The following is a 24,440-nucleotide window of genomic DNA, read 5'->3' on the forward strand; positions in this document are numbered from 1 at the left end:
ATTAATGTTTTTTAAACCAAAGGGTAAGTAAGTGTTAGCTTTGTACCGTGGCCAGGTTTCGAAATCAAATTTAGGTTAGCATTTATTAAAGCAGCTCTGCTTTTCATATTTATTAAACCGGAACCTTTTTCAACATCATTAACATTAAAACCATTCCCATTATCTTTAGCAAGTATTATCAATTCCTTTGGTTGATAATCTAAAACAATTTCAATGTTTTTGGCTTTGGAATATTTAACGGAGTTTGACAAAAACTCTTGAAGAATCCTAAAAACGATAATTTCGTGTTTTCGATCTACAAAGTCTTGTTTTTCACCAATAATGTTAAGCTCGGCTGAATCAAATTTCATTTTCTTAAGTCGTTTTAATTCATTGTTAATGGATTTTTCAAAACCGTTGTTTAAAATTACATCGTTGTTTAAGGTTTTTGATAGAGCTCGTACTTCGGCCAAGCTCTCTTTTATGGCTTCTGTGGTATCTTTAAATTTTTCCTTAACGTCATCGGCCATCTGCATTTTTAAAATACTAAGTTGCATATTGGCAAACGACAACAGCTGCCCGACATTGTCGTGCAGCTCCCATCCCACATTTTTCAATGTCTGTTCTTGGGTTTCCGTTTGTGCTTGAGTTATTTCGGCTTCGAAAGCACGCTGCTGTTCCATTTTTTCCTGAAGAAGTTTGTTTTTTCTCTTTAAAAACACAACAAAAAAAACAACTATTAAGGCACTTACAATAACCAAAACGGCTATCATATATACCAATAAATATCGCTCGGCAGCTGTACTTGCTAATCGTTCTCCGGTTTGCACCATATAAAAGCAAAAGTAAAGGTTAAATACATAAATATATTGGAAAACAAATAAATCAAATTTTCCAACCTTATATAGTTCCAATCTCTCTCATAGACCATAGCTTCATACCTCGAATAATTATCGTAAAAAACAATTGGCGTAATAATGAGCCACCAAATAAAAATAGCGGAACTAATATAAAAATTGATGGATTTATAAAAGGTTAATATTTTATCACTCAGTAATGTTTCTAAAAAATAGAAAACAGTGCAACTTAAAATAACAAAAGCTCCTAAAACTGAAATTATTGGGAAAAATGTACTGAAAAATGCATGCCTATTTAATAGAATGTGAGCAACAGACACAATTAAAAATACGGTGCTAGCATATATAATGATTTTCTTAAAGCTTTTGGTTACCAATATTTTAAAATAATAAAAAGAATAAAACATTATAGCCCCTATGCCCCAAAATATTGTATATATCCAGTGGTTTTTCTCAAAAATCGTCCCAATAAAAAATTCTAAAGGAGCACCCGGATATACATAATGTGTGTAAGTACCGATAGAATCAAAAACAGCTACATAAATCAAAAAATATATAAAGTATTTTGCGTAACTACTTTTAAATTTTTTAAATAAAACAACCCCAGTTAAAGCTGCTAAAGCCTCAACTGAATGCGTTAATAACGAATAATTCTTTAGAAAAAATTCTTCCAAAACTATTGAGGATATCCTCCTCCACCCCCACTTCCTCTATTCAATGCTGGCACACGTGGGTTGCCATTAACCCTCAATTTTGTTTTAAATGGCATCATACTTCCTTTTGAGTCTGACTTCATTCTACCTGTTGGCGCCATAAACATAGTAGTTAAATCTTTCTTACTTTGGCCAGCGTTTTTTCCATAAACACCTAAATACACCTGAATACCCGTCATTTTGTAACCAATACTATCAGAATAATGCTCGGCATATGCTAAGTATTCTTTAACATCTTTTAAATCCCAATACACCGAACGGTCATCTTGGTTACGCCCTTGCTTTTTTGCCGCTGAATCTACGGCAGCTTTTCTGAATTTAGTCCAATTATTATTGAGTTCTTCGGCTTCTTCAACCGAAATCACACCTTTAGGCTTTACAATTTTAGTATCAAGCGCATGTATATCACCGTCCTGCCGGGGACAAAATAAATAAGTTAAAATGGCTCCAATAATAAATCCTAAAATAATGTAACTTAGTTTTTTCATTTAAAATGGGTTTTAGTTTAATTATAGATGTACTAATGTAGTAAAAATATTTTTGTTTGTAAGTATTTTTACTCAGGAAAGCCGAGCATTGTCCCCATTCCTACTGTGAAAAGCCAACAACCATATAGAGCATGTTCAATAGACACTAAAACAGTTGATTTTGTTTTAATGAAAGTGTGTGCAAATATAATACCACCTAGAAATGTTAGAGTCAAAACCAAAAAATTTCTAAAAAACAAATGTCCTAATGAAAACACCAATGCATTGAAAAAAATTAATTGATTCTCATTCTCAAATAAATCGCTGTATCGTTTAAAAAAAAATGTCCTGTAAATCAATTCCTGAGGGTAAACGGAAAAAACGATATAAATACAAAGCAACAATAGCCACATTTTAGGTTTATTTAGCATAATAGCAAATAAATATTCCGGGTTTGTGACATATACATAAACTAACGTAAGCAAAGCCACAACGCAAAACTTAACAGCCGTTTGTTTCCAGAAAAGAACCCAGTTAAGCCTCTCTGTTATTTTAAATTTTTCTTTTTCTACTTTCAAAAGAACATATGTGATATACAGAAAGCCTAAACACCCAATAACAAGTTTTATATCATTCGGATAGTTGATTACAAAACTAGCCGGCACCAGAATATAAAGTATCGAAAATTCTATTGTTTTAAATCGAATTGACCTCATGAAAAACTAATTACTGTAGTATGCTTTACTGCGTTAATGACGAACATACTGTGCGTACTCCCAATATGACTTATGTTAGTTAATTTTTTCACCATAAACTCACGAAACGCAGCCATATCGCTTACCAAAACCTTGAGCAAATAGTCGTAATCGCCACTAATATGGTAACATTCTAAAACCTCATTTAACCTCTTAACTTCTCTCTCGAAACTAATTACATACTCTTGGCTATGCTGCAGTAATTTAACATTGCAAAATACCACAAAATTTTTATTGATTTTTTCTTTGTTTACAAGCACTGTATAACCTTCTATGTAGCCTTCTCTTTCCAGTTTCTTAACGCGTTCGTAAACAGCAGTTACCGAAAGGTTCAATTTAATCGACAATTCTTTAGTAGTTTGTTTACTATCGGCCTGCAAATATTCTAATAATTTTTTGTCGGTAGCATCAAATATCATAATTGAAAATTTTTCATGTTTAAACACTTATCAAATAAAATTATAAATAAATATTCTAATAATAATTAAATAGTTAGATTTATTATCCATAATTATTCATACGGATTGATTATAAAACTAATTAAATGTAATTTTAAACAAATTAAGCCGCTATGACATACAAACCAGCAAATCATATACAAGACTTACAGTATTTCGGTGAATTTGGAGGGGTTAACCCATCTATTTCAGATTCATCAACATACACCTTTTTATCGGCAAAAACGATGTTTGACACTTTTGAAGGCAACGCCGATGGCTGTTATTTGTACTCGCGTCATTCTTCGCCCTCAAATCTATATTTGGGGCAAGCCTTAGCAGCCATGGAAAATACCGAAACAGCCAGTGTTTTTGCCTCAGGAATGGGCGCCATAACTGCCGTAATTTTGCAATTATGTGGTGCGGGCGACCATGTGATTTCAAGCAGGACCATTTATGGTGGTACTTATGCATTTTTAAAAAATTTTACCACGAGATTTAATATTGAAACTACATTTGTTGACATTACAAATTTAGATGATGTTGAAGCCGCCATAACTACAAACACCAAGGTTTTATACTGCGAATCTGTTAGTAACCCGCTTTTGGAAGTTGCCAATATTACAGCATTATCCAATCTTGCTAAAAAACATAACTTAAAGTTGGTGGTAGACAATACGTTTTCGCCATTATCCATCTCTCCTTCAGTTTTAGGCGCCCATGTAACCATCCATAGTCTAACCAAATTTATAAATGGCTCTAGCGACACCGTTAGCGGCGTGGTTTGTGGCACACAAGATTTTATTGACCAACTTCGAAATGTTAATGACGGGGCTTCGATGCTTTTAGGTTCTACCATGGATAGCCTTAGAGCAGCCTCTATTTTGAAAAACTTAAGAACACTTCATATTAGGATACAACAACATAGCAATAATGCTTTGTACTTAGCAAAAAAATTTGAATCCAACGGTTTAAAAACCGTTTATCCTGGTTTAAAATCGCATCCATCGCATCAACAATTTAAAAAAATGATGAATGATGAATATGGTTTTGGTGGCATGCTCACCATTGATGTCGGCTCTTTGGAAAAAGCCAATGAACTCATGGAACTAATGCAACACAGAAATTTAGGATATTTGGCTGTAAGTCTTGGATTTTACAAAACCTTGTTTAGTGCGCCAGGAAGCTCTACCTCTTCTGAAATTCCTGAACATGAGCAAAAGGAAATGGGTCTAAGCGACGGACTAATTCGATTTTCAATAGGACTGGATGCAGATATTGAACGCACCTACCAGATGATGAACCAATGTATGAGGGAACTAAATATTCTATAACGTCTAAACACCTTTAACACGCTCCCATAACGCAGACAAAACCGTTTCTATATTTTCAAATTTAGGTTCAAATGGTTCCATGTCCAATCGACTATCTTCAACAAAAAGTAACATACTAAACACTGAACTGTTAGAGTCCGTACTATCTAAAAGCGGGTAGCGCAAATCATTATAACGGTATTCACTTTCATTAATTTTATGAACGCTAAAATATTGATTGCTAAACCAAGCTAAGTTTTTAATATCATTGTATTCTTCTTGAAGCAAGTCATGATGTTTTGGTATTTTCCTGAAATTCGAAAACTGGTTTTTTCGGTCCATTAAAGAATAATCGGCTACAAAATAAGCATCTTTTGTTTCTGCAATAGCGTACCATAAAACATTGTTGAAAATAGTGGGCTGCGTCGAAAAACGATAAATTTCAATCCCTTGCTCTTTAATTGATTTTCTAAAAATCAAATCCACATAAAGTTTGTTGCCAATAGTAAACAATAAATATGCAGTACTTATTCCCAGTCCGAGTTTTAGACAAAGTCTCCTTTTAATTGATGTTCGGTTAAAAAACATCAACACTATCATACAAATTAAAAAGGGCAAAGTATAGGCGGAATCTGCAACAGCAATATTATTTAAGGCGACTCTATAATTGCTGAATGGTGAAAAAAGTTGGGTTCCGTATGGCGTGAAACAATCAAGAATAAGATGAGTAAATAACGACCAAAAAAATAAGCTAATCCAATCCCACTTAGTTGTGGCACCAAATCGTTTACCAGAATCATAAAGTTTAAAAATACCCCATCCAAGTATGAAGGCCGCTAAAACAGCGAACAAAATAGAATGCATAAATCCTCTGTGGAACAACATAACATCAATTTCGTTCCCGTAAAGCAGATTACCAACATATACGTCCAAATCTGGTATCGTGCCACCTATAGCACCAAACAACAAAGCTTTATTGCCTATTCTTTTTCCTAAGACAGCTTCGCCACAGGCCGCTCCTAAAACAATTTGAGTTAATGAATCCATTTGAATGCTAAATTACAAAATGTAAATGTACACAACTGCCGCTATTTGCATACATTACGGGAAAGTTGTAACATTACATAACCAAAATTTATTGAATGGAAAACGGTAAAAACATTTCTGAATTTAAATCTGACAAGCAAAATGTTATTGAAAACACAGAGCTAAATATTTGGGAAGCGTTGATTCCAGTGATGATACTAATGGGGTTCTTAGCCTATAACATTTTTTTAGTTGAAGGACAAGAATGGCTAGGAACATATACCAATCAAATCATTCTACTTATTGGAGGCTTAGTGGCTGCGGTAGTTGGTTTTTTTAATAAAGTTTCAATTCATAGAATACTTACCGAAGTTTGGGAAAACCTTAAAAGTGTTTTTATCCCCATTGTAATTTTACTTCTGGTTGGTGCTTTGGCAGGCACATGGTTAATTAGTGGTGTTATTCCAGCCATGGTTTATTACGGTTTGCAAGTTTTAAGTCCAACTATATTTTTACCAACCTGTGTTATTATTTGCTCTATTATTTCTATTGCTACTGGAAGTTCTTGGACAACTTCGGCAACAGTTGGGATTGCTTTGGTAGGAATTGGAACCGCTTTGGGTGTAAACAATGGAATGATTGCTGGGGCAGTTATTTCTGGTGCCTATTTTGGAGATAAAATGTCACCATTAAGTGATACTACCAACCTTGCTCCTGCCATCGCCGGAACAGACCTTTTTACGCACATTCGCTACATGACCATAACAACAGTTCCCTCTATTTTAATCACATTAGTAGCATTTGGAATTTTAAGTGCAATGGGAGAATCGGCCGGAAATGTAGATATAACCAATTTATTGACTTCTATAAAAGCAAGCTTCAATATTACACCCTGGCTTTTTGTGGTTCCCTTAGCCGTAATTGCCCTAATATTGATAAAAACTAAACCTTTGGTTGCGTTAGCGACAGGTGTTTTGTTAGCGGTAAATTTCTCTTTTATTTTTCAATCTGATGTATTGACTAATCTGGGGGAAACCAAAATCAACTCTGTATTTACTTCCATACTAACTGAGACCCAAATAGCAACTGATAACGAAAAACTGAACGAACTTTTTTCGTCAGGCGGAATGAACGGTATGCTATGGACCATCTATCTTATTATTTGTGCCATGGTATTTGGCGGTATTATGGATGGCATTGGCGCATTAGCCAGAATAACCAAAGCACTACTTTCAATTGCTTCTTCTATTTTTGGTCTTTTTGCTAGTACAGTATTAAGCTGTTTTGGATTAAACGTTATTGCCTCCGATCAGTACTTGGCTATTGTAATTCCTGGAAAAATGTTCAAACAGGCATTTGATGACAAAGGTCTGGCTCCTGAAAATTTAAGTAGAACTTTGGAAGACTCTGGAACTGTAACTTCTGTTTTAATCCCTTGGAATGGTTGCGGGGCATACCAGTCAAGTGTTCTAGGCGTTGGTGTTGGTGAATATTTTATGTATGCCATCTTCAATTGGTTAAGCCCAATTACCACACTTTTCTTTGCTGCTTTTCAAATTAAAATTAAGCAACTACCTAGCTCTAAAGCATTCTCATGATTTCAAGCAAAAATCTTCTAATTCCTTAGTTTTAATAGCTATTTTTTGTGGTATTAATAAAGCAAAACCTATTTTCTTATATCCATTCGTAATCCTTATTGTCGTATAAAATTTTATAATCAAACTTTATCTTGTCAACTCTTTTATTCTTCTAGATTTGCTTCAAATTAATAATTAAAAAAATAATTAAAATATGGCACTAGTAGGAAAAAAATTTCCAGATTTAAACGTTGACGCAATGAACGAAATGGGCGACACTTTTAAATTAAATGTTCTTGAAGCAGCAAGAGATAACAAGAAAAAAGTAGTATTGTTTTGGTACCCAAAAGATTTCACTTTTGTTTGTCCAACAGAACTACACGCATTTCAAGCAGCATTGCCAGAGTTTGAAAAACGAAATACTATTGTTATTGGAGCTTCTTGCGATACTCCAGAAGTTCACTTTGCGTGGTTAAGCACTTCAAAAGACAACGGCGGTATTGAAGGCGTAACTTACCCAATCATTGCAGATAGCAACAGAAACTTATCTAATATTTTAGATATTTTGGATATTACTAACGAAACTTTTGATGAGGCTACCGGAACAGTGCAAGTTGAAGGTGATAATGTAACTTATAGAGCTACTTATATAATTGATGAAGACGGTGTTGTGCAACACGAGAGCATCAACAACATGCCTTTAGGAAGAAACGTAAACGAATACATTCGTTTAGTTGACGCCTTAACTCATGTACAAGAAAAAGGTGAAGTATGCCCAGCAAACTGGGAAGAAGGTAAAGAGGCTATGAACGCCAATGCCAAAGCTACTGCTGAGTATTTAGCAAGTCACTAAGAAATTAACAGCCATTGCCTAATCAACTTAATGCATGGTTTGGCAATGGCATTTCAAAATAAAAAAACTATGTTGCAAGAATTAGAAAAAGATAGTTTAGGTGAAATCGTTTCAAGCAACGATTTGGTTGTTGTTCAGTTTTCGGCTGCTTGGTGCGGTAACTGCAGAATCATGAAGCCTAAGTTTAAAAAACTAGCTTCCGAAAATGAAGGTACTTCTTTTGTAATAGCTGATGCTGAAAAATTCCCAGAATCTCGTAAATTGGCTACAGTAGACAACTTACCCACGTTCGCTACGTTTAAAAACGGCACCTTTGTTAGCCAAGTTCAAACCAATAAGTTTGATGTTCTAAAAGATTTAGTAAATGAAGTTACCGGTAATTAAACACTTAACACAGTTTATTGAAGAAAACGACGAAGATTTTATCATCGAAACCATCGAAACGTTAGAGGCTTTAACAGAAGTCTCTTCTTTAAAGGATGAAGAACTCGATCTTATTGGCGAACTTATTTCAAACATGTATGGTGCTTTGGAAGTTAACAAAATGACCAAGGACGGTATGCCTAAAAAAGAAGCTTTAAACACTTTTATGTCAAGAGTAATGGGTTCTATTGATAAATAATGTTTTTATAACAACCTAAAGCTTTGGAATATAATCAATAAAAAAACAGGTAAATTTATTTACCTGTTTTTTTGGTTGGTTAGCTATCAATCCTTTCTTGTTTAAAAGTTTCAATCAAAGGAAATGGAGTCAAATATATATCTTTGGTAGCTATAAATAAATAACAAATGTTAATCGCCTCCTATTTTCTTTCTTATTCTGCTTAATTGCACAGGAGTTATTCCTAAATATGATGCAATATGGTATTGAGAAACCAAACTATCAATATCTGGATTTTGTTTTTTAAGTTCTAAATAACGCCCTGTCGCATCAAGCGATATTAAATCTACCAAACGCTTTTCATATTGTATATAAGTCATTTCTAAAACTTTACTATAAAATGTTTTGAGAACATCGTTACTTTGGTATAGCTCCATTAGCTTTCCGAAATCCACCTCATAAAGCTCACATTCCGTAATGGATTCAAAAACAAATGCAGAAGGTTTATTTTTAACCAAAGCAGTTAGTGACCCCATAAATGATGTAGAAAAGTAGAAGCTTTTATTATATTCTTTTCCGGATTCTGAGCACAAGTAACAACGTATAACTCCAGAAACCAATAAATAAACTTTGTTCGGAACTTCATGCAACTTAACAACTTGCGTTCCTGATGGAATTTTTTTTAACTCACTTATTTCTTGTAATTCTCTAAACAAATCTTCTGAAACATCTCCAATGGAATTTAAAAATTCAAAGCTACTATTCATTCTTTATTGGGTTATGGGTTGGTTCTATAAAATGCAATAGAATTTTTAGAGATATCTTTCAGACTAAAAAACATTTTATTATGCAAAAATAACATCTTTTAATATTCTAATTAAAATTTATCTCTAATTTACGAATAAACTAGTTTAGTTGTATATACAACAATCAATATCTTATAAATAAAAAGCCCCGAACAATATTGTTCGGGGCTTTTTAAAGCTTAAGTGAATATATAATTTACTTCAGAGTAAATTCTGAGGTTGACACCAAGTCTTTTTCGTTAAATACATTTACAACATAGCGTCCTTCTTTATAATCGTTATCACCTTTTGAGGTAACAAATTCGCATATATTAAGACTTGAATTTTCATAGTTAAACTTACTAATAACACTGTAGTTTAATGTTTTTTCACCAAACTGAACTTGCTCGTTTAATCCTAAAATATTATTACCCGGACCAATAACTTGCACATAAAGCTCTTGATCTCCTGCAGAAACCAATGCGTTTTTGGCCACGGTAAAACATACTCTAATTTTATCAACTCTTCTAGCTCTTTCCGTTGGTATTAACTTGCCAGTTGTTCTTTCAATAACACCAAAACCTTTAAGACCTACCGTATTTAATACAGCTGCATTCTCAACAACTTCAGCTAAAGCATTGTTTTGCACCAAAAGTGAATCTGTAAAAATACTGCGCTCTTCTAAGCGTACACGCGTACTGTCTAATGAAGTTGCCAAATATGAATTTTCAACTCTTAATGAATCATTTTGAGCCAACAGCACATCCATTTCTTTTTGAAGTGATATGTATTTACTTTTGTACCTCCACAAGCTCTTTACATTGGTTTCAGAAATCTTCAATGAGTCTATCAATCCTTGAATGCGAGACCTAGCGTCTAACAAATTGGCGTTAGCTATCTCATTTTCTCCAATAGCCTCATCATATTGCTTAGCCATGGCGTTTAAATCGTTCATTACCAACTCTTTTTCTTCGGTAAGTTCTTTTTTGGTTTCGTTACTTTTCTTGTACAGGTTCATTGTGTAAAATCCCGTAGCTAAAAATAAAACCAGTGCTATACCCAAAGCTACTTTAAGCCCTGTGCTACTCTTGTTGTTTTCCATAATCTTTTAATTAATGTGTTAAGGTTAAATTTTTTTTAATCTATAATTTTATAATGCCATAAACAAATAATGCTGTATTTTTATTACTCAAAACAATTTATGAATTGACATGGATAAACTGGTTTTATTTAATAACACTTTGCGCAATAAATTAATAAACAAACGCTCCAGTGAATCCAAGTTTGGTCAACACGTTCAAATATTAACCAGCATTTCCAATATATACGAACAACTTTATAATTTGGATGTTACCTATGTGATTTTAGGTCTTCCCGAAGATGTTGGCGTATTTGCAAATCACGGAAAACCAGGAGCTTATGCTGCTTGGGAAGCCACACTTAAATTTTTATTAAACATTCAGAGCAATTCGTATACAAAAGCCAAAGACGTTTTGATTTTAGGACATTTAGACTTTACTGAAGAGTTAAACAAAATATCAAAATTAAAACCTTTCAAGAAAAAGGATGTTTTAAAAGCTCGAAAAATTGTTGAGAAAATTGATGTGCACGTGTCGCATATTATCTACCAAATTGTTGCTGCAGGAAAAAAGCCCATCATTGTTGGTGGTGGACATAATAATGCCTACGGAAACATTAAGGGAACAAGTCTGGGGATAACCAACCCTATAAATGTAGTAAACTTCGATGCCCATTCTGATTTTAGAGCTGAAGAAGGACGCCATAGTGGAAATGGATTTACTTACGCTTATACGGAAGGATTTTTAGAAAACTATTTTGTTTTTGGACTTCATGAAAATTATACACCAGAAAAAGTTTTTAACACATTAGACAAAGAAGAAAATATCGATTATAATACATTTGAGGATTTAAAAATCAGGAAAATAATCAGCTTCAAAAAAGAAATGGAGCGTGCTTTAAATCATGTGTCCAATACTAATTTCGGAATTGAAATGGACTGTGATGCCATAGAAAATATTCCTAGTAGTGCCATGACACCTAGCGGCTTTTCTGTTAATCAAGCTAGATGTTTTGTGAATTACTTCGCCCAACATAAAAATGCCATTTACCTCCATATTTGCGAGGCTGCACCATCAAAAAAAACCGCAAACCAAGTAGGTAAGCTCATTACCTACCTAATAACAGATTTCATAAAAGCCAACGACTTTTGATATTATTTCATTTAACAAACCGTCCTCAAAAGATTTTTATGAGCTAAATAAAGAATGTTTGGAAACGGTTTTTATATTGAAGCTTATAATCAAGAGGTTTTAAGCAATCCCGAAAAGCTTATCATTAACAAAGGTGGCCATGCCTCAATAGCCTTTACAAGCATTGCGATATTTGATTGGTGTTGATGTTTTATTTACTTTACAACAAATCATCTAATTCCTTACAAAATTGACTATTTCTATCACAGAGGATACTCAACGTTTCAGTTAAAATTTCATTCAATTCTTTGTCCTTAGGATGAATTTTATGAGCTAATTTAAATTCTGAATAAGCATCTAGAATTCTACCTTGATGCAATCTAGATTTACCCGAATCCATTAAAAATTCGAACGCTTTAGTATTTCGGTAGTTTTTATATTGGGCAACTTGTTTGGTATGATGATTTGAATAATGCTTAAAACTAGTTAGTGAGCTGAATACAACAAATAGTAACCCCACAACAATTAAAACAATTAGCACACCATTAAGCTCTTTATTTTCTTTTTTGTTAGGTTTTAAAGAGAACGTTCGGCTGTATTTTGGAATTTCGTTAAAAGATGGAAGCCTTCTTTTTTCAAAAAGCCTCTTTTTTGGACTTCTAGAATAAATCCATTTTTGCATGCCAAACCCCATGTAACCCATAATAAATCTTTACATATAGGTCTAAAATTAAAAGATATTGTTACACTCTTTAAATGGGCAAACCAATTAATTTGATGCCTTCAAAGAATCAATTTGTTTTTGGAGTTTTTCCAACAACTCGGTTTTTTCATCTTTTACGGGAATGACCTTACCTATAGAATCCTGAACGGTTTTAGCCAAATCAATTTCTTTTAATTCTTCAACAAAATAGTACCCAATGCCTTCACTGGCTCTCCAAGCTTCATGTAATTGGTCGTAAACAGTTTTGTCCCATTGGCTAGGGTGTTTTACATCTATCCAAACCACATCACGGTATTCGCTATCCACCAATACTAAATCTGGAGTTGCCGAACCATCAAACTGATTGGCGTTATTTTTACTAATCGCCGAAACCGTACCCATAAAAAACATACGCTTTTTACCTGCAATATTTTTAATGTACGGCCTAAACTCTACGGGGGTATTAGCCGTCCAATCATACTCTTTTCGAGATTCCTGCACTTTTAAGGGCATGGCTGAAACACCTGCATAGCCCTGCTTTTTAGCTGCGTGATTATAATAGTATAATTTATCTGTGCCATCAGCGGGAACAAATACACTAAAACTTAAACTGGTACGCTCCTCACCCACTGGTTCTAATCCAAACCAATGATAAAGCCCACTGTAGGCATTCAAATCCGTATCCGAAAAATCAAAATCGGTTACATAAGGTTGCTGATTTTGGTCTTTTGGCATTTGTGGAATCTTAACGGCCGTTTCCATATTCCAAGGTAAAGGGTCACTAAAGCCTCCTAAAAACTTTAATGATTCCGCCTGCAATCTGGAAACCTTTTCGGCCAGTGTATTTTGCCGAGTTAAATACGGATGGTTTTTCATTTTCTCCGGACTTATATACGTTCCCTTGCCGATTAAAATACGTTCGATATAATCGTTAAAATTGTGCTCACCACTATCAATAACCATAACCCCACCAAAGGTTGGGTAAGGAAACAAAAAGCCTTTCCACTTTATTAAGCTCACTACTTCTACCCATTGCCCGTTATCATTTTTCATGTAATAGGTGTCGCTGGGCTCCATGGTAAACAACTGAAAAAAGTTAAAACGTTGCACCACAGCGTTGTAAGTGTTTCGACTAAATTTTAAAGATTCGCCAATAGAAAATGTTACAGGAATCCTATTTTCACTAGAAAACCGGGGAAAGGGTGTCGTGCTTGAAACAGCAAATACTTCTTCGGTATTATCGGTCATGCCCTGCCACATATATTTTTCAGTGGGCTGAATGGCCATGGTCCATTTGTTTTCGCCTTCAATTCTTACCAAATGCGGCAACGAAACATCTTTAGTTTCACCAACACTTTCATTAGCCATTGAAAATATGTTCCTTAAAGGTTGTATTCGCTCATTTTGGGTTAATGGTAATTCGTTTATTTCAACTTTAATTAAGTTATTGAACACATTATAGGTCTTCATGTATTCATACATTTTGAAGTGCCAACCTATGACAAATAAAATTCCGAAGAAAACAACTAAAAGTGCAAGAATACCAAGTCGTCCGGCAGTACTTGCCGAATTTCTAAACTTCCGCAGACCAAAAAACAGCACCGCTGCACTTAATAGAACAATGAAAATATATTTTCTAACAAACAGCAAGGCCGGTTGATAATCGTCGCGCAAAACGAAAAGCAGGATAAATAAAACCAACGCAACAATTACGGTTATTATTTTTTGCTTTTTACCTTTTTTCCAGTAGTTTTTTATCATTTTAAACATTTTGTCATTGCGAAACTTTTTGAAGAAAAGTTGTGGCAATCTGTTTTTATTATTTTGAATTTCAATTTTAAAAGATTACTTCGTCGCTCACTCCTCGTAATGACGTTCTTACAACAACCCTTTGTCTTTTAATCGATCTCGGGCACTCTTTTCCTCAGTTTTAGGCCCTTTTTTTACTTCTTCAATTTTTTCATCTTCTTTTTCCTTTGGTTTTAAATCTTCAATAAAATCTTTTCCTTTTTCAATGGTGCTTTCCATGATGTCTTCCAAAGAGTCACTTTTTTCATCAATCACTTTGCTTGATTCAAATATAAAATTCGCTAAATACGTACCTAGTATTGTACCAACAATCATAGATGCAAAAATGGATATGGTAGCCACGTCTATAGGAATCAAAAAGCGCGTGACCACTATACCTATTAAAAACAAAAACCCGATAAACACCAACCTTATTATAAATTTCTGCTGGTACACAAAGCCTGTTTTGTCAGTTGATTTCATTTGTAAATCTTTAGAATACATAAGTTTATTAAAAAATCTATATAATCCATTGCCTTGCGATTCTCGCCAATATATCAAAGCACCAAATAATATGGATGCTATAAAAATGATTAGTTCTAGTGTCATAATTCTTAAATATTTTTACTTATTGTTTCAACAACCCATTCTTTAAATGATTCGTTCCAAGTTTTAAAACTGCTATAAAAGGCCTCTTTATCGTACCAATACCAATACAAAACATCTTTTGGCGAAACGCTAATTAGCAATTTCCAAATTAAATCCTGATGTTTAGGTTCTAAAGACGAATGAGGCTGATGCAAGGCCTCAAAAAATTTTAAATCCACCATATCTGCAATTTTATATTCATTGCTCACTTCAATTTTCTCCAGATACCGCTCAACACACATTACTTTTTTACGAGGTTCAATATCTAATTTATTCAGATAGCTTTTGAATAATATAGGATCGTTTAAAACATCCTTTAGAGGGTGCTTTGTTTCATTTAAGAATTGGGCTAATTCAAACTTTTTAATGCGATCGTAACGTTTGGTTTTAACAACTTTTTCTAAGTCATAGTCAATAATTACATGGTCACGTAATTTATCCATAAGTTCGGGTTGTTGAACATGGTAAATTAAAACATCATGACTGGTATCTTTTATGGCTTCTTTGTGCCACTTTTTGCTTTCAAAAACAACTATGGGGGTAATAAAATCAAGCAATACATAAACACCACCGAAAGACCTTGTAAAAAAAGAACCTGTAGAATATTGAAGCTCATGAAGCTCTAAATCCCGATATCTTAAATCACCATATTGCTTAGCAGAATCTAAGAGCTGTTGATGTAAATTTTCATCAATAAAGTTATTTCCCTGGCTAAAAGTATCGACCAAAGCTAGCTGTTGCTTTTGAATTTTATCCAAATCGTTGATTAAATGAAAGCGAACCGCGACCTTATCATATTTTAGCACATCCAAGGGTTCATAAAAGGCATCAATGCCTTGATCAAAATCCAAACAAATGGCACAATCTCTTGTAATGTCTTTTATTTTTTCTCCATGGACTTTAAATGCAAATTTCATCATATCCTTATCAAAACTATGGAACGGCAAATACACCGGCTTACCTTTTTGCACTGGTGAAATGATAATACCATGCGGATTGGCCTCTCCATTATTAAGGTAATGATTATCCGCTTTTTCCTGAGCAATTTCAGGACTCCAACCCATTCCATCAATATGAAACGTTTTTAGTTTGGTTTTGGTAAAACCAAGCTTCAATAGGCATTTATTATAACGCTCAACTAGTTTTCCGCTAACGGGAATTAATTCACTCCTAAATAATTTGGCTTCTTTTAGTTTGTCCATTTTCTGTCATTCCTGCGAAGGCAGGAATCTATTTATTTGATTTTTATTTTCCGTGAATTCATGAATATCAGTCCTATTTTTTTGCTTTTAAGTGGATTCCTTCCTTCTCAGGAATGACAATATTATTCTACTAATTTATGAATTTGTGCATACTGCAACAACACAATAGTTCTCGTATCTTCTATTTTACCATTATTTAGCATGTCTATCGCTTTTTCAAACGGCAATTCCAAGACCTCAATATCTTCATGTTCGCTATCCAATCCTCCGCCTTCATCAACTTTCATGTTATCGGTATATGCGCCAACAAAAAAGTGCATTTTTTCGGTCATCACTCCGGGGGAAGAATACGCTTCATACACTTTTTTAACTTCACTAAGCCTATACCCTACTTCTTCTTCCGTTTCCCTAATCACGCAGGCTTCAGGATTATCTTTGTCCAACATTCCAGCCGCAATCTCTACCAAAAAACCATCACTATTATCATTCATAAAAGTTGGCATTCTAAATTGTCTTGTTAAAATAACCGTTTTTTTACTCTTATTGTACAGCAGAATTCCTGCGCCATCACCACGGTCGTAAACCTCACGCATTTGATTAACCCACTGGCCACTGCTCATTAGATAATCAAACGTTACCCGATTGAGAATATAATAATTATCTGAAAGTAAGGTCTTTTCAATATTTTTGATTTGCTTATCGTTCATTTTCGAATGTTTTTCTGGCCTCAGCATCAATGTTAAGTTGATTAACTCGGGCATCTACTTTTCGCTTAAAATCAGTATCTGCTATGGTTGCCACGTTGTCTAAATAACGTACCACTTCCTGACGACGAATTTCTGAAAAATCCAATCCTTTCATATTGGCACGCATCAATTCCTGAAGCATATTGAATTTGGTTTCGTAATCTTTTTTGAAATAGATTTCTGGGTTTTCAAACCAATCTTCTTCCAAATCAAAATCAGTTAAACGCAATGAAACTGCACTTTGAATATTCCGAACATCGCGCGATGAGAAAAACGGAAATGCCTCTTGCATATCCTTATATAAATTAGCATAAAACAAATGCTGATTGGCTTTAAATTGTTTTTCAACTTTATCATAAATATCGTGGACACGCTCTTCTGTTGGTTTGTTTGCAACATTTAAAATTTCACCCATATTTTTTGCCAAACCTTGGTCTTGAAGGTAACTGTAATTTTCCGGACCTTGCATATTTACAAAATCGGGCATGGTGTCATCTAGTTTACGCCACCACAAATGGTCTTGGTCTAAAAAATCATGTTCGGTGCGTGCACCATTAATTTTGAATCGACCTTGAACACGAGAAATCACCGCCTTATCCAACATTTCAGGTAAATTGGTAAAGAGCCCAATAGAACTATTTCCATAGTTTACTGCATAAGCACCTTCGGTATAACGCAAAAACACACCAATCACTTCTTTTACTCCTGCAGAAACCCCTTGTGCGGTACGTTCTTGCAGATTATTTTCAGCATCATCGATCGGTGCAAAAATAAGTTTTGTGGGGTCTTGCATGGGTTTCATCCATTCTACCATCTTTTCGGCAGACCCTCCTTGAAAGGTCGAAATTAATGTATCTGGCATGGGGTGGAACAAAAACGGAATATCTAACGTGGCGCAGTGTTCCTTTAATCGCGTAGCAATAGCTGCAATCAACATACTTTTTCCCGTTCCTGGTATTCCATATCCCATAAATACAGGCATAAAACCGCCCAATTCTTGAAATGGATTTTTCTTTACCGTAAAATCATAACTCAACAAACGCTCAGTCAATCGGCGTGCAAAGTGCTTCGCATCTCGATTTCCGACGATTTGTTCAAACTGAATTTTATTGAATTCCACACTCTTCGCAGTCCCCTGAAACACATTGTTCCAACCGGAAACGGCGAACTCCGACTTCTCTAATTTATAAGTTCTATCTTCAATAGTTTCTGTGTATTCCAAAGTGCTTTTACGCAACTGAATCTCATCAATCAAGGCTTCAAAATATACCACTGTGAAATCAATGACATCCTTATCTGACTTAATAATTTCCGGATGTCCCAAATACTTATCATAATAAAATAAAGCACACGAAATTCCTTTAATGGGCGACATAAAGGACATCTCAGGAATCCCAGCAAATTTTTGTTTCATCACACTTAAATCATCTGAAGCAAATGGTTTTAAATCGTATAAAATTTTATAAGCAGACGAAAACAACATAAATGCAGTTGCCGTGTGCATTTTACTTTCAAACTCACGCTTTCCACTAGTATCTAAAGCCGACTTGTTTTCATTTAAGCTTGACAATCCGGAAGAATCGTAAAAGCTATCTTTAATCCAAATGCCTAAAGTAATGCCTTCTTGAACCGCAAAAAGGGCTTGGTTCAAATAAACCGGAATAGCTACAGAATCTGGCAACAAGCGTTTTTTTAATGCTAAAATGGATTTCGAAACTGACGTGATTTCAGAAGTATTCGTGCCGTTATTGGCTCTAGATAAGTATAACAAAATTGACTCGTCCTTGGCATCTTTATCTCTGTTTTTGGCTCGGGCGCCTTGCTCCCATTGTACAGATTTTAAATAAGATGTTGCTTCGTCGCGAAGCATGTCCAGTTCAGATAATTTTATTGGGAATGTTGAGTTGTGCTCCATAGTTTTAAATATTTACGTCATTGCGAGTGCAACGTGGCAATCTGTTAAAATTGAGAAGATAATCATGTCGCTATGCTCCTCGTTATGACGTTACGTTTTTTAAGTCAATTTTTAATTCTGCCAGCTCAATCGGTGCTTTAGCCAAACCGTTCATCAATTCAGGAGTTTTATTATATAACAATTGTATAATTCTGTGGGGAGCAAACACATAGTTTTGTTTAAACACAGAATCCCATTTTTGCAATATTTGCTTACTAAAAAACCCACCGTCTTTAAATTCATTTTCAGACTTTACCTCATCTATCTTAAAAGAAATAGCGTATGATTCCAACGGAATTTCTTTTTTACCAATGCTTTCTAAAATAGCATGGGTCAATCGATTTTCATCTTTTGCAAACACGTTATGGATAGGTCCTAAATCTATGCGCTTTATAAGCTTTGGTGAAACTTTTGGCAATTTCCTATCGATGGTATAAGCCATGGCATCAAGGCTCATCTCTCTATCCGCTACCGTTTTTAAAACCTCGTAGATGTCATCTTTATAATCATTTATTCGAGACCCATCATAATTAAAATACATAAAGCAGATAAACGGTCTATTATGAGATACATCATAAAAACTCCAACTGGTTAATAAATCAGCTTCAGAACCTTCAGGAGCACTTAAAATCTTCCCCTGTACAAACCTGTTGAAAATATATTGTTTATTTACTGAAGAGTAATAAACAATCGATGCTGCTTGAAACAATTTGCTTTTTTTAACCAGTTGTTTTTTATGCATTAAAGTATGCAAAAACTCTTCTTTCAATTTTGCAACTGGGGTTAGCTTACCTATGTATTCATCGCGCAATTCTAAATCGTTAAACAAATAACGGAACTCCAAATAATTAGGAAAACCAGACTCCGTCAAATCCACTTTCATATTATCATTTTCATCGTACATATACTTAATGCGCATAGCTTCAATGGAGTACAAAAGTAAATCACAATATTGTTTAAACAAAAGCACCTCTTGCTCATTGCAAAGTTTTTGTCTTTGCACGGCCACAATCAACTCTTTAAAAGCAAAATCTATCATTTTATGATAAAATACATATTGCTCCTTAGAATCGAGAATGGCGGAGTCTAGAGGTGTAACTATATGGTTTATGGACATGTTTTAGTGTTCAGTTTTGCCACGAATGCACTAATGTTTTTATATTTAATATCTGGGCGTTACCTAAAGGTCGGGCTTTCACTACTCGCTTCCTACTTCGTCCGGGAGCTCAAACAAGCCGTTCAATCCCTAACGCGAAGCCAATTTACTATTTAAGTTTCGTTTTTTATTTAAACAGATTGCGACGCCGCTTTAAGGAGCTACTTGCAATGAGGTCTCCAAATTAACTTAACAAATCGTCTTCTCCTGCTTCAGGTTTTGGTTTTCCGGCCGGCTCACCATCATCACCAGAAGGTTTGTTGGCATCGGCTTTATAGTAATCTTCAAAAATCTCTTTCATGTCTATACCGTAACGTTCAGCAAAATTCTTTTGTATTTCGCCATCCTTTGCTCTTATTTCCTGTAAAGCTTCAGCATAGCTGCCGTAAACACCTTGCATTACTTTTTCATGAACCGGTATGTTATCCATCATATCTTGTCGAGCTTTGGCACTAGCCGTATGCATGGCAGCCAACGTTTCTCCTATATGCTCATCGGTTTTAACCCCCAAATGCTCTAAAATAGCAGCGAATTCTTGGTCGGTTCGGGCTTTTAATGCCACTACATAACCATCGTAGTATTTCAGTCTTTCTTCGGTATCACTCTTTAATTTAGCACGGTGTGTTTGCAAGTTGCTGCGCAAAGAGGTAAGCACTTTAATGGTTAAATTATGTTTATGAACAAAACTATCCTTACTCGCAGCAAGTGTAGTGTAAGCGTTTTTTAAACCTTCCAACTCTTCCACCTTTTGTTCTAATTTAGTAACCTTTCCAATAGCTTGAGCATACTCGGCCGACTGTTTATCGGCGATATCTTCCAACTCCTGTCTAGCTTGCTTTAACAATGCATATTGCTCTTCAAGCTTCGCTTCAACTTCCTTTTTCTTTTCTAGTGCCTTGGTATGGTTTTTAGTGGCCTCAACAATGGCATCTTGCAACTTGTCTTCAACTTCCTTAATCTCTACCTCACGGTTTTTCAATCGTGATACTGCAGCTTGCGATTTATAAGACAGTTCACTCAATAGGGTTTGCACATCGGCACTTTCAATGCGCTCCTGAAACATGGCCTTGGCTTTGTTATCGGCAGCCGCACGTGTTTTTTCAGTAGCTTGCAATTCCTCTTGTGCATTTCTTATTTTACTTTTACGCCCCCAAAGGTTGTTCCACCAGGTATCTGGTTTTGCCACGGCATCCTCCAACTCAATTTTAGCACGCTCCAATGCTTTCTGGGCATCATCAATAACTTTTTGTTCGGTAGCGTTTAATGACGAAAACTTTTCAAAAATAATACCTACCTCATCTTGGTAATCGGTTAAATCCTTAATAGCATCCAAAAGCGACGTCCTGTCTTTTTCTGCCATGTCGACAACGTCATCTAAAGTGGCATTCAATATTTTCTGCCTAACTTCGGGATCGTCTTCCTGAGACAATTTAGATTTCATGGTGTCAATGGCCTTTCCCCAATTAACATCCACTTTTTCGGTTTTTTCGTTTGATGAGGTTTCTAATAAATCAAAATCGTCTGACATGCTGTGTTTAGTATTTTATAAGTTGAACAAATTTACGGACAAGCAATTTCGTTAAAAAATCTTGAATTCAAAATTTAAATGCTCAAAATATAAGTAGGCCACGGTTTTTGTTTGTTACAATAATTTTTAACTTTTTTTGATAAGTTGGTGGATAATATTGTGGCTTTTTTCGGTTTTAGAAAGGTAAAATACACTATATTTGAACAGCTATTAATCAATCATAGCCTATAACATGCTTGTAAGTCTATCTATACCATCTTTACAGAACATGACTTTGTTTTTTGCGTCAGCCGCCACTACTATTCTAATAACTGTTGGTGTTTTTTTTGGGGTTTTACTGCTTTTAGGGGTAAGAAAATCTTATAAACTCAAAAAAGAAAATGAACGATTAGAAGCTATGAATAAAAAAATGGATGAAGAGGAAGAAAAGCCATATCGCGATTTTACTGAAGGCCATATGTACGGTGGCGACAATTAAAAAACGCCCACTTTTCAGTGAGCGCTTATAATTTTTATCTTACTAATTTTTTATACTTAATTCTTTTTGGCATAATATCGCCACCCAATCGTTTCTTTTTATTTTCCTCGTAATCAGAAAAACCACCTTCAAAGTAATACACTTGAGAATTGCCCTCAAAGGCTAAAATATGTGTGCAGATTCTATCTAAAAACCAACGGTCGTGAGATATCACTACCGCACATCCAGCAAAATTCTCCAAACCTTCTTCTAAGGCACGAAGTGTATTTACATCCAAGTCGTTAGTAGGCTCATCCAGTAGCAAGACGTTACCCTCTTCTTTCAGTGTCATAGCCAAATGAAGACGGTTGCGTTCACCTCCAGAAAGAAGTTTTACTTTTTTGTTTTGTTCGCTTCCGCTGAAATTAAATCGACTTAAATACGCTCTTGAATTGACTTGTCGACCTCCCATCATAACCAATTCTTGCTCATCACTAAAATTTTGCCAAATGGATTTTTCCGGATCGATATTCGAATGACTTTGGTCTACATAAGCGATTTTAGCCGTTTCACCAACCACAAACTCACCTTTATCTGGTGTTTCTTCTCCCATTATCATCCTGAAAATAGTGGTTTTACCAGCTCCGTTAGGACCAATAACACCAACAATACCAGCCTGTGGCAAATTAAAGTTTAAGTCTTCATAGAGCAACTTGTCACCATATGCTTTACTAACACCTTTAGCATCAATAACGTTGGTTCCTAGTCGTGGTCCATTTGGGATATATATTTCCAGCTTTTCGTCAAGTTGTTTTTGATCTTGACTCATCAACTTATCATAATTTTTTAAACGTGCTTTTTGCTTGGTTTGACGCCCTTTGGCTCCTTGACGCACCCATTCCAACTCACGTTCTAACGTTTTCTGACGTTTTGAAGCCGTTTTGCTTTCTTGAGCCAAACGTTTTGATTTTTGGTCTAACCAAGACGAGTAATTCCCTTTCCACGGGATACCCTCACCTCTATCCAACTCTAAAATCCAACCCGCTACATTATCAAGAAAATATCTATCGTGCGTTACCGCAATGACTGTACCCTTGTACTGTGCCAAGTGGTGCTCTAACCAATGTACCGATTCAGCATCCAAATGGTTGGTAGGCTCATCTAAAAGCAATACATCGGGTTCTTGAAGCAACAATCGACACAAAGCAACTCTACGGCGCTCTCCACCAGAAAGAACACTTATTTTTTTATCGCCTTCCGGAGTTCGAAGGGCATCCATGGCAATTTCAAGTTTAGTATCCAATTCCCAAGCGTTAGTAGCATCTATTTGATCCTGAAGTTCCGCTTGCCGGTTCATTAACTTTTCCATTTTATCTGGATTGGAATACACTTCTTCCAAACCAAACATATCGTTTATTTTATTGTATTCTTCAAGAATGGCAACCGTTTCGGCAGCACCTTCGCGCACTACTTCCATGACCGTTTTTTCGTCATCAAGTAGTGGTTCTTGTTCTAAATAACCTACCGAATAATCTTGAGAGAATACCACATCACCCTGATAGTTTTTATCAACACCAGCAATAATCTTTAATAGTGTTGACTTTCCTGATCCATTTAGACCAAGAATTCCGATTTTAGCCCCGTAGAAAAAACTTAAATAAATATTTTTTAGTACAGGTGTATTCGCACTTTGAAATGTCTTGGTTACCCCAGACATTGAAAATATAATCTTTTTATCGTCGCTCATTGTTTACTTGTAAACCTAATTATTAAACACGTCCTTTTAAAGCATTAAATACCCATGCTATTGCAAAAAACCCCACTCCTACGGAAGCAAAGCCCCAGCCAGCAACTTCTTGATACTTGAAAGCCCCCATGGCAATTAATCCGAGACCTACAAAAATCATAATCCAAGTTGCCCAAGCTAATACCGTATTTTTATTCATTGCCATAATCTTTATTCTTTTTGGTTAGTTAATCGCAAATATCGTGTTTTTGTCATAATTTTTAACTGTCGTAGCCATTTTTTAAGCACGTCTATACGCATCAAATGAAATATCCTAAAAAATCTCTAAACCCCCTTTACCTTCACGAACAATGACGGGTTCATCTTCAGATAGATCGATAACCGTAGAAGGCTCATTGCCCCCATAACCGCCATCAATCACTAAATCGACCAAATTATCCCACTTTTCAAGAATCAGTTCGGGGTCTGTGGTATACTCCAAAACCTCATCTTCATCACGAATTGAGGTTGAAATAATAGGATTGCCTAGTTGTTTTACAATTTCTAAGGCTATATTATTATTAGGCACGCGGATACCTACCGTTTTCTTTTTCTTAAAAGGATTGGGTAAAGATTTAGAACCTGGTAATATAAACGTATACGGGCCTGGTAGAGCTCGTTTTAATATCTTAAACACCGAAGTGTCAATCTGTTTTACGTAATCACTTAAATTACTTAAATCATGGCAAATGAACGAGAAATTAGATTTTTCGAGTTTTACGCCTTTCATTCTGGCAACACGTTCTAAGGCCTTAATATTGGTAATATCACAACCTAGACCGTAAACCGTATCGGTTGGATAAATAATCAACCCTCCTCGTTTTAAAACCTTAACAACCTTTTCAATTTCTTTAGGGTTCGGGTTTTCTTCGTAAATTCTAATAAAATCTGCCATAAGA

At 35.1% G+C, this 24,440-nt stretch carries 25 protein-coding genes; 7 read left to right on the forward strand and 18 right to left on the reverse strand.

From position 1 onward, the window contains the following. Positions 1-11 precede the first annotated feature (11 nt). From ACIEHO_RS11300 to ACIEHO_RS11315, 4 genes are all read right to left on the reverse strand, one after another. Positions 12-812, reverse strand: coding sequence for a sensor histidine kinase (locus ACIEHO_RS11300; RefSeq protein WP_406971729.1), 801 nt, complete (start codon positions 810-812; stop codon positions 12-14). 700 nt (positions 813-1,512) lie between these two features. After that, entirely contained in the window at positions 1,513-2,037 is a 525-nt protein-coding gene (locus ACIEHO_RS11305) for a hypothetical protein (protein ID WP_406971731.1), read from the reverse strand. Positions 2,038-2,105: 68 nt separating this feature from the next. Beyond that, positions 2,106-2,594: a CPBP family intramembrane glutamic endopeptidase gene (locus ACIEHO_RS11310; RefSeq protein ID WP_406971733.1), complete on the reverse strand. Its 489-nt coding sequence runs from the start codon at positions 2,592-2,594 to the stop codon at positions 2,106-2,108. A gap of 134 nt (positions 2,595-2,728) precedes the next feature. Next, entirely contained in the window at positions 2,729-3,190 is a 462-nt protein-coding gene (locus ACIEHO_RS11315; RefSeq protein ID WP_406971735.1) for an Lrp/AsnC family transcriptional regulator, read from the reverse strand. A 152-nt stretch (positions 3,191-3,342) separates the two neighbouring features. Here ACIEHO_RS11315 and ACIEHO_RS11320 point away from each other — a divergent pair, with 152 nt between their 5' ends. Then, on the forward strand, positions 3,343-4,542 hold the full coding sequence (locus ACIEHO_RS11320) for an aminotransferase class I/II-fold pyridoxal phosphate-dependent enzyme (protein WP_406971737.1): 1,200 nt from the start codon (positions 3,343-3,345) through the stop codon (positions 4,540-4,542). 3 nt (positions 4,543-4,545) lie between these two features. Here ACIEHO_RS11320 and ACIEHO_RS11325 read toward each other — a convergent pair whose 3' ends face one another. Beyond that, the gene (locus ACIEHO_RS11325; RefSeq protein WP_406971739.1) at positions 4,546-5,568 is read right to left on the reverse strand and encodes a metal-dependent hydrolase; all 1,023 of its coding nucleotides are present in this window, start codon (positions 5,566-5,568) and stop codon (positions 4,546-4,548) included. Between the two features lie 95 nt (positions 5,569-5,663). On the opposite strand from ACIEHO_RS11325, the gene ACIEHO_RS11330 reads away from it, so the two are divergent. From ACIEHO_RS11330 to ACIEHO_RS11345, 4 genes are all read left to right on the forward strand, one after another. Next, positions 5,664-7,145 carry a Na+/H+ antiporter NhaC family protein gene (locus ACIEHO_RS11330; RefSeq protein ID WP_406971741.1) on the forward strand — a complete coding sequence of 494 codons (1,482 nt, stop codon included), beginning with the start codon at positions 5,664-5,666 and terminating at the stop codon, positions 7,143-7,145. Positions 7,146-7,338: 193 nt separating this feature from the next. Continuing rightward, positions 7,339-7,977, forward strand: coding sequence for a peroxiredoxin (locus ACIEHO_RS11335; protein ID WP_406971743.1), 639 nt, complete (start codon positions 7,339-7,341; stop codon positions 7,975-7,977). Between the two features lie 69 nt (positions 7,978-8,046). Further along, positions 8,047-8,361 (forward strand): thioredoxin family protein, encoded by a 315-nt coding sequence (locus ACIEHO_RS11340; protein WP_406971745.1) that lies wholly within the window; start codon positions 8,047-8,049, stop codon positions 8,359-8,361. After that, on the forward strand, positions 8,342-8,599 hold the full coding sequence (locus ACIEHO_RS11345) for a DUF6952 family protein (RefSeq protein ID WP_406971747.1): 258 nt from the start codon (positions 8,342-8,344) through the stop codon (positions 8,597-8,599). The genes ACIEHO_RS11340 and ACIEHO_RS11345 overlap by 20 nt, the downstream gene beginning before the upstream one ends. Positions 8,600-8,769: 170 nt before the next feature. On the opposite strand, the gene ACIEHO_RS11350 is transcribed toward ACIEHO_RS11345, so the two are convergent. After that, a complete protein-coding gene (locus ACIEHO_RS11350) occupies positions 8,770-9,345 on the reverse strand; it encodes a Crp/Fnr family transcriptional regulator (RefSeq protein ID WP_406971749.1) in 576 nt (191 codons plus the stop codon). Positions 9,346-9,580: 235 nt separating this feature from the next. Beyond that, on the reverse strand, positions 9,581-10,465 hold the full coding sequence (locus ACIEHO_RS11355; RefSeq protein ID WP_406971751.1) for a chromosome partitioning protein ParA: 885 nt from the start codon (positions 10,463-10,465) through the stop codon (positions 9,581-9,583). 109 nt (positions 10,466-10,574) lie between these two features. On the opposite strand from ACIEHO_RS11355, the gene ACIEHO_RS11360 reads away from it, so the two are divergent. Continuing rightward, positions 10,575-11,594: a formimidoylglutamase gene (locus tag ACIEHO_RS11360; RefSeq protein WP_406971753.1), complete on the forward strand. Its 1,020-nt coding sequence runs from the start codon at positions 10,575-10,577 to the stop codon at positions 11,592-11,594. A 199-nt stretch (positions 11,595-11,793) separates the two neighbouring features. On the opposite strand, the gene ACIEHO_RS11365 is transcribed toward ACIEHO_RS11360, so the two are convergent. The 8 genes from ACIEHO_RS11365 to ACIEHO_RS11400 form a co-directional block, all read right to left on the reverse strand. Continuing rightward, positions 11,794-12,255, reverse strand: a complete 462-nt coding sequence (locus ACIEHO_RS11365) for a hypothetical protein (RefSeq protein WP_406971755.1) — start codon at positions 12,253-12,255, stop codon at positions 11,794-11,796. 87 nt (positions 12,256-12,342) lie between these two features. Then, entirely contained in the window at positions 12,343-14,037 is a 1,695-nt protein-coding gene (locus tag ACIEHO_RS11370) for a hypothetical protein (protein ID WP_406971757.1), read from the reverse strand. Positions 14,038-14,154: 117 nt separating this feature from the next. Beyond that, the gene (locus ACIEHO_RS11375; protein WP_406971759.1) at positions 14,155-14,673 is read right to left on the reverse strand and encodes a hypothetical protein; all 519 of its coding nucleotides are present in this window, start codon (positions 14,671-14,673) and stop codon (positions 14,155-14,157) included. Positions 14,674-14,678: 5 nt separating this feature from the next. Beyond that, positions 14,679-15,914: a DUF6638 family protein gene (locus ACIEHO_RS11380; RefSeq protein WP_406971761.1), complete on the reverse strand. Its 1,236-nt coding sequence runs from the start codon at positions 15,912-15,914 to the stop codon at positions 14,679-14,681. Between the two features lie 122 nt (positions 15,915-16,036). After that, the gene (locus tag ACIEHO_RS11385; RefSeq protein ID WP_406971763.1) at positions 16,037-16,621 is read right to left on the reverse strand and encodes an NUDIX domain-containing protein; all 585 of its coding nucleotides are present in this window, start codon (positions 16,619-16,621) and stop codon (positions 16,037-16,039) included. Then, positions 16,611-18,575, reverse strand: a complete 1,965-nt coding sequence (locus ACIEHO_RS11390; RefSeq protein WP_406971765.1) for an AAA family ATPase — start codon at positions 18,573-18,575, stop codon at positions 16,611-16,613. Before ACIEHO_RS11390 ends, ACIEHO_RS11385 begins: the two co-directional genes overlap by 11 nt. 82 nt (positions 18,576-18,657) lie before the next feature. Continuing rightward, entirely contained in the window at positions 18,658-19,731 is a 1,074-nt protein-coding gene (locus ACIEHO_RS11395) for a hypothetical protein (RefSeq protein WP_406971767.1), read from the reverse strand. Positions 19,732-19,954: 223 nt separating this feature from the next. Beyond that, positions 19,955-21,298 (reverse strand): microtubule-binding protein, encoded by a 1,344-nt coding sequence (locus tag ACIEHO_RS11400; protein WP_406971769.1) that lies wholly within the window; start codon positions 21,296-21,298, stop codon positions 19,955-19,957. 232 nt (positions 21,299-21,530) lie between these two features. On the opposite strand from ACIEHO_RS11400, the gene ACIEHO_RS11405 reads away from it, so the two are divergent. Then, positions 21,531-21,776: a hypothetical protein gene (locus tag ACIEHO_RS11405; protein WP_406971771.1), complete on the forward strand. Its 246-nt coding sequence runs from the start codon at positions 21,531-21,533 to the stop codon at positions 21,774-21,776. A 34-nt stretch (positions 21,777-21,810) separates the two neighbouring features. Here the strand turns inward: ACIEHO_RS11405 and ettA are convergent, their stop codons facing one another. The 3 genes from ettA to ACIEHO_RS11420 form a co-directional block, all read right to left on the reverse strand. Next, positions 21,811-23,502 carry an energy-dependent translational throttle protein EttA gene (ettA, locus tag ACIEHO_RS11410; RefSeq protein WP_406971773.1) on the reverse strand — a complete coding sequence of 564 codons (1,692 nt, stop codon included), beginning with the start codon at positions 23,500-23,502 and terminating at the stop codon, positions 21,811-21,813. Positions 23,503-23,524: 22 nt separating this feature from the next. Further along, positions 23,525-23,707, reverse strand: a complete 183-nt coding sequence (locus ACIEHO_RS11415) for a CAL67264 family membrane protein (RefSeq protein WP_406971775.1) — start codon at positions 23,705-23,707, stop codon at positions 23,525-23,527. A 108-nt stretch (positions 23,708-23,815) separates the two neighbouring features. Next, entirely contained in the window at positions 23,816-24,436 is a 621-nt protein-coding gene (locus tag ACIEHO_RS11420) for an L-threonylcarbamoyladenylate synthase (RefSeq protein ID WP_406971777.1), read from the reverse strand. Between the last annotated feature and the right edge of the window lie 4 nt (positions 24,437-24,440).

Source organism: Flavisericum labens, assembly GCF_045446075.1.
Taxonomy (GTDB): Bacteria; Bacteroidota; Bacteroidia; order Flavobacteriales; family Flavobacteriaceae; genus Flavisericum; species Flavisericum labens.

Excerpts from the sequence above, each read along its gene's own strand:
- ACIEHO_RS11300 (WP_406971729.1), bottom strand. The coding sequence starts at position 812 with ATGGTGCAAACCGGAGAACGATTAGCAAGTACAGCTGCCGAGCGATAT.
- ACIEHO_RS11305 (WP_406971731.1), bottom strand. The coding sequence starts at position 2,037 with ATGAAAAAACTAAGTTACATTATTTTAGGATTTATTATTGGAGCCATT.
- ACIEHO_RS11315 (WP_406971735.1), bottom strand. The coding sequence starts at position 3,190 with ATGATATTTGATGCTACCGACAAAAAATTATTAGAATATTTGCAGGCC.
- ACIEHO_RS11320 (WP_406971737.1), top strand. The coding sequence starts at position 3,343 with ATGACATACAAACCAGCAAATCATATACAAGACTTACAGTATTTCGGT.
- ACIEHO_RS11325 (WP_406971739.1), bottom strand. The coding sequence starts at position 5,568 with ATGGATTCATTAACTCAAATTGTTTTAGGAGCGGCCTGTGGCGAAGCT.
- ACIEHO_RS11330 (WP_406971741.1), top strand. The coding sequence starts at position 5,664 with ATGGAAAACGGTAAAAACATTTCTGAATTTAAATCTGACAAGCAAAAT.
- ACIEHO_RS11335 (WP_406971743.1), top strand. The coding sequence starts at position 7,339 with ATGGCACTAGTAGGAAAAAAATTTCCAGATTTAAACGTTGACGCAATG.
- ACIEHO_RS11340 (WP_406971745.1), top strand. The coding sequence starts at position 8,047 with ATGTTGCAAGAATTAGAAAAAGATAGTTTAGGTGAAATCGTTTCAAGC.
- ACIEHO_RS11345 (WP_406971747.1), top strand. The coding sequence starts at position 8,342 with ATGAAGTTACCGGTAATTAAACACTTAACACAGTTTATTGAAGAAAAC.
- ACIEHO_RS11350 (WP_406971749.1), bottom strand. The coding sequence starts at position 9,345 with ATGAATAGTAGCTTTGAATTTTTAAATTCCATTGGAGATGTTTCAGAA.
- ACIEHO_RS11355 (WP_406971751.1), bottom strand. The coding sequence starts at position 10,465 with ATGGAAAACAACAAGAGTAGCACAGGGCTTAAAGTAGCTTTGGGTATA.
- ACIEHO_RS11360 (WP_406971753.1), top strand. The coding sequence starts at position 10,575 with ATGGATAAACTGGTTTTATTTAATAACACTTTGCGCAATAAATTAATA.
- ACIEHO_RS11365 (WP_406971755.1), bottom strand. The coding sequence starts at position 12,255 with ATGCAAAAATGGATTTATTCTAGAAGTCCAAAAAAGAGGCTTTTTGAA.
- ACIEHO_RS11370 (WP_406971757.1), bottom strand. The coding sequence starts at position 14,037 with ATGATAAAAAACTACTGGAAAAAAGGTAAAAAGCAAAAAATAATAACC.
- ACIEHO_RS11375 (WP_406971759.1), bottom strand. The coding sequence starts at position 14,673 with ATGACACTAGAACTAATCATTTTTATAGCATCCATATTATTTGGTGCT.
- ACIEHO_RS11380 (WP_406971761.1), bottom strand. The coding sequence starts at position 15,914 with ATGGACAAACTAAAAGAAGCCAAATTATTTAGGAGTGAATTAATTCCC.
- ACIEHO_RS11385 (WP_406971763.1), bottom strand. The coding sequence starts at position 16,621 with ATGAACGATAAGCAAATCAAAAATATTGAAAAGACCTTACTTTCAGAT.
- ACIEHO_RS11390 (WP_406971765.1), bottom strand. The coding sequence starts at position 18,575 with ATGGAGCACAACTCAACATTCCCAATAAAATTATCTGAACTGGACATG.
- ACIEHO_RS11395 (WP_406971767.1), bottom strand. The coding sequence starts at position 19,731 with ATGTCCATAAACCATATAGTTACACCTCTAGACTCCGCCATTCTCGAT.
- ACIEHO_RS11400 (WP_406971769.1), bottom strand. The coding sequence starts at position 21,298 with ATGTCAGACGATTTTGATTTATTAGAAACCTCATCAAACGAAAAAACC.
- ACIEHO_RS11405 (WP_406971771.1), top strand. The coding sequence starts at position 21,531 with ATGCTTGTAAGTCTATCTATACCATCTTTACAGAACATGACTTTGTTT.
- ettA (WP_406971773.1), bottom strand. The coding sequence starts at position 23,502 with ATGAGCGACGATAAAAAGATTATATTTTCAATGTCTGGGGTAACCAAG.
- ACIEHO_RS11415 (WP_406971775.1), bottom strand. The coding sequence starts at position 23,707 with ATGGCAATGAATAAAAATACGGTATTAGCTTGGGCAACTTGGATTATG.
- ACIEHO_RS11420 (WP_406971777.1), bottom strand. The coding sequence starts at position 24,436 with ATGGCAGATTTTATTAGAATTTACGAAGAAAACCCGAACCCTAAAGAA.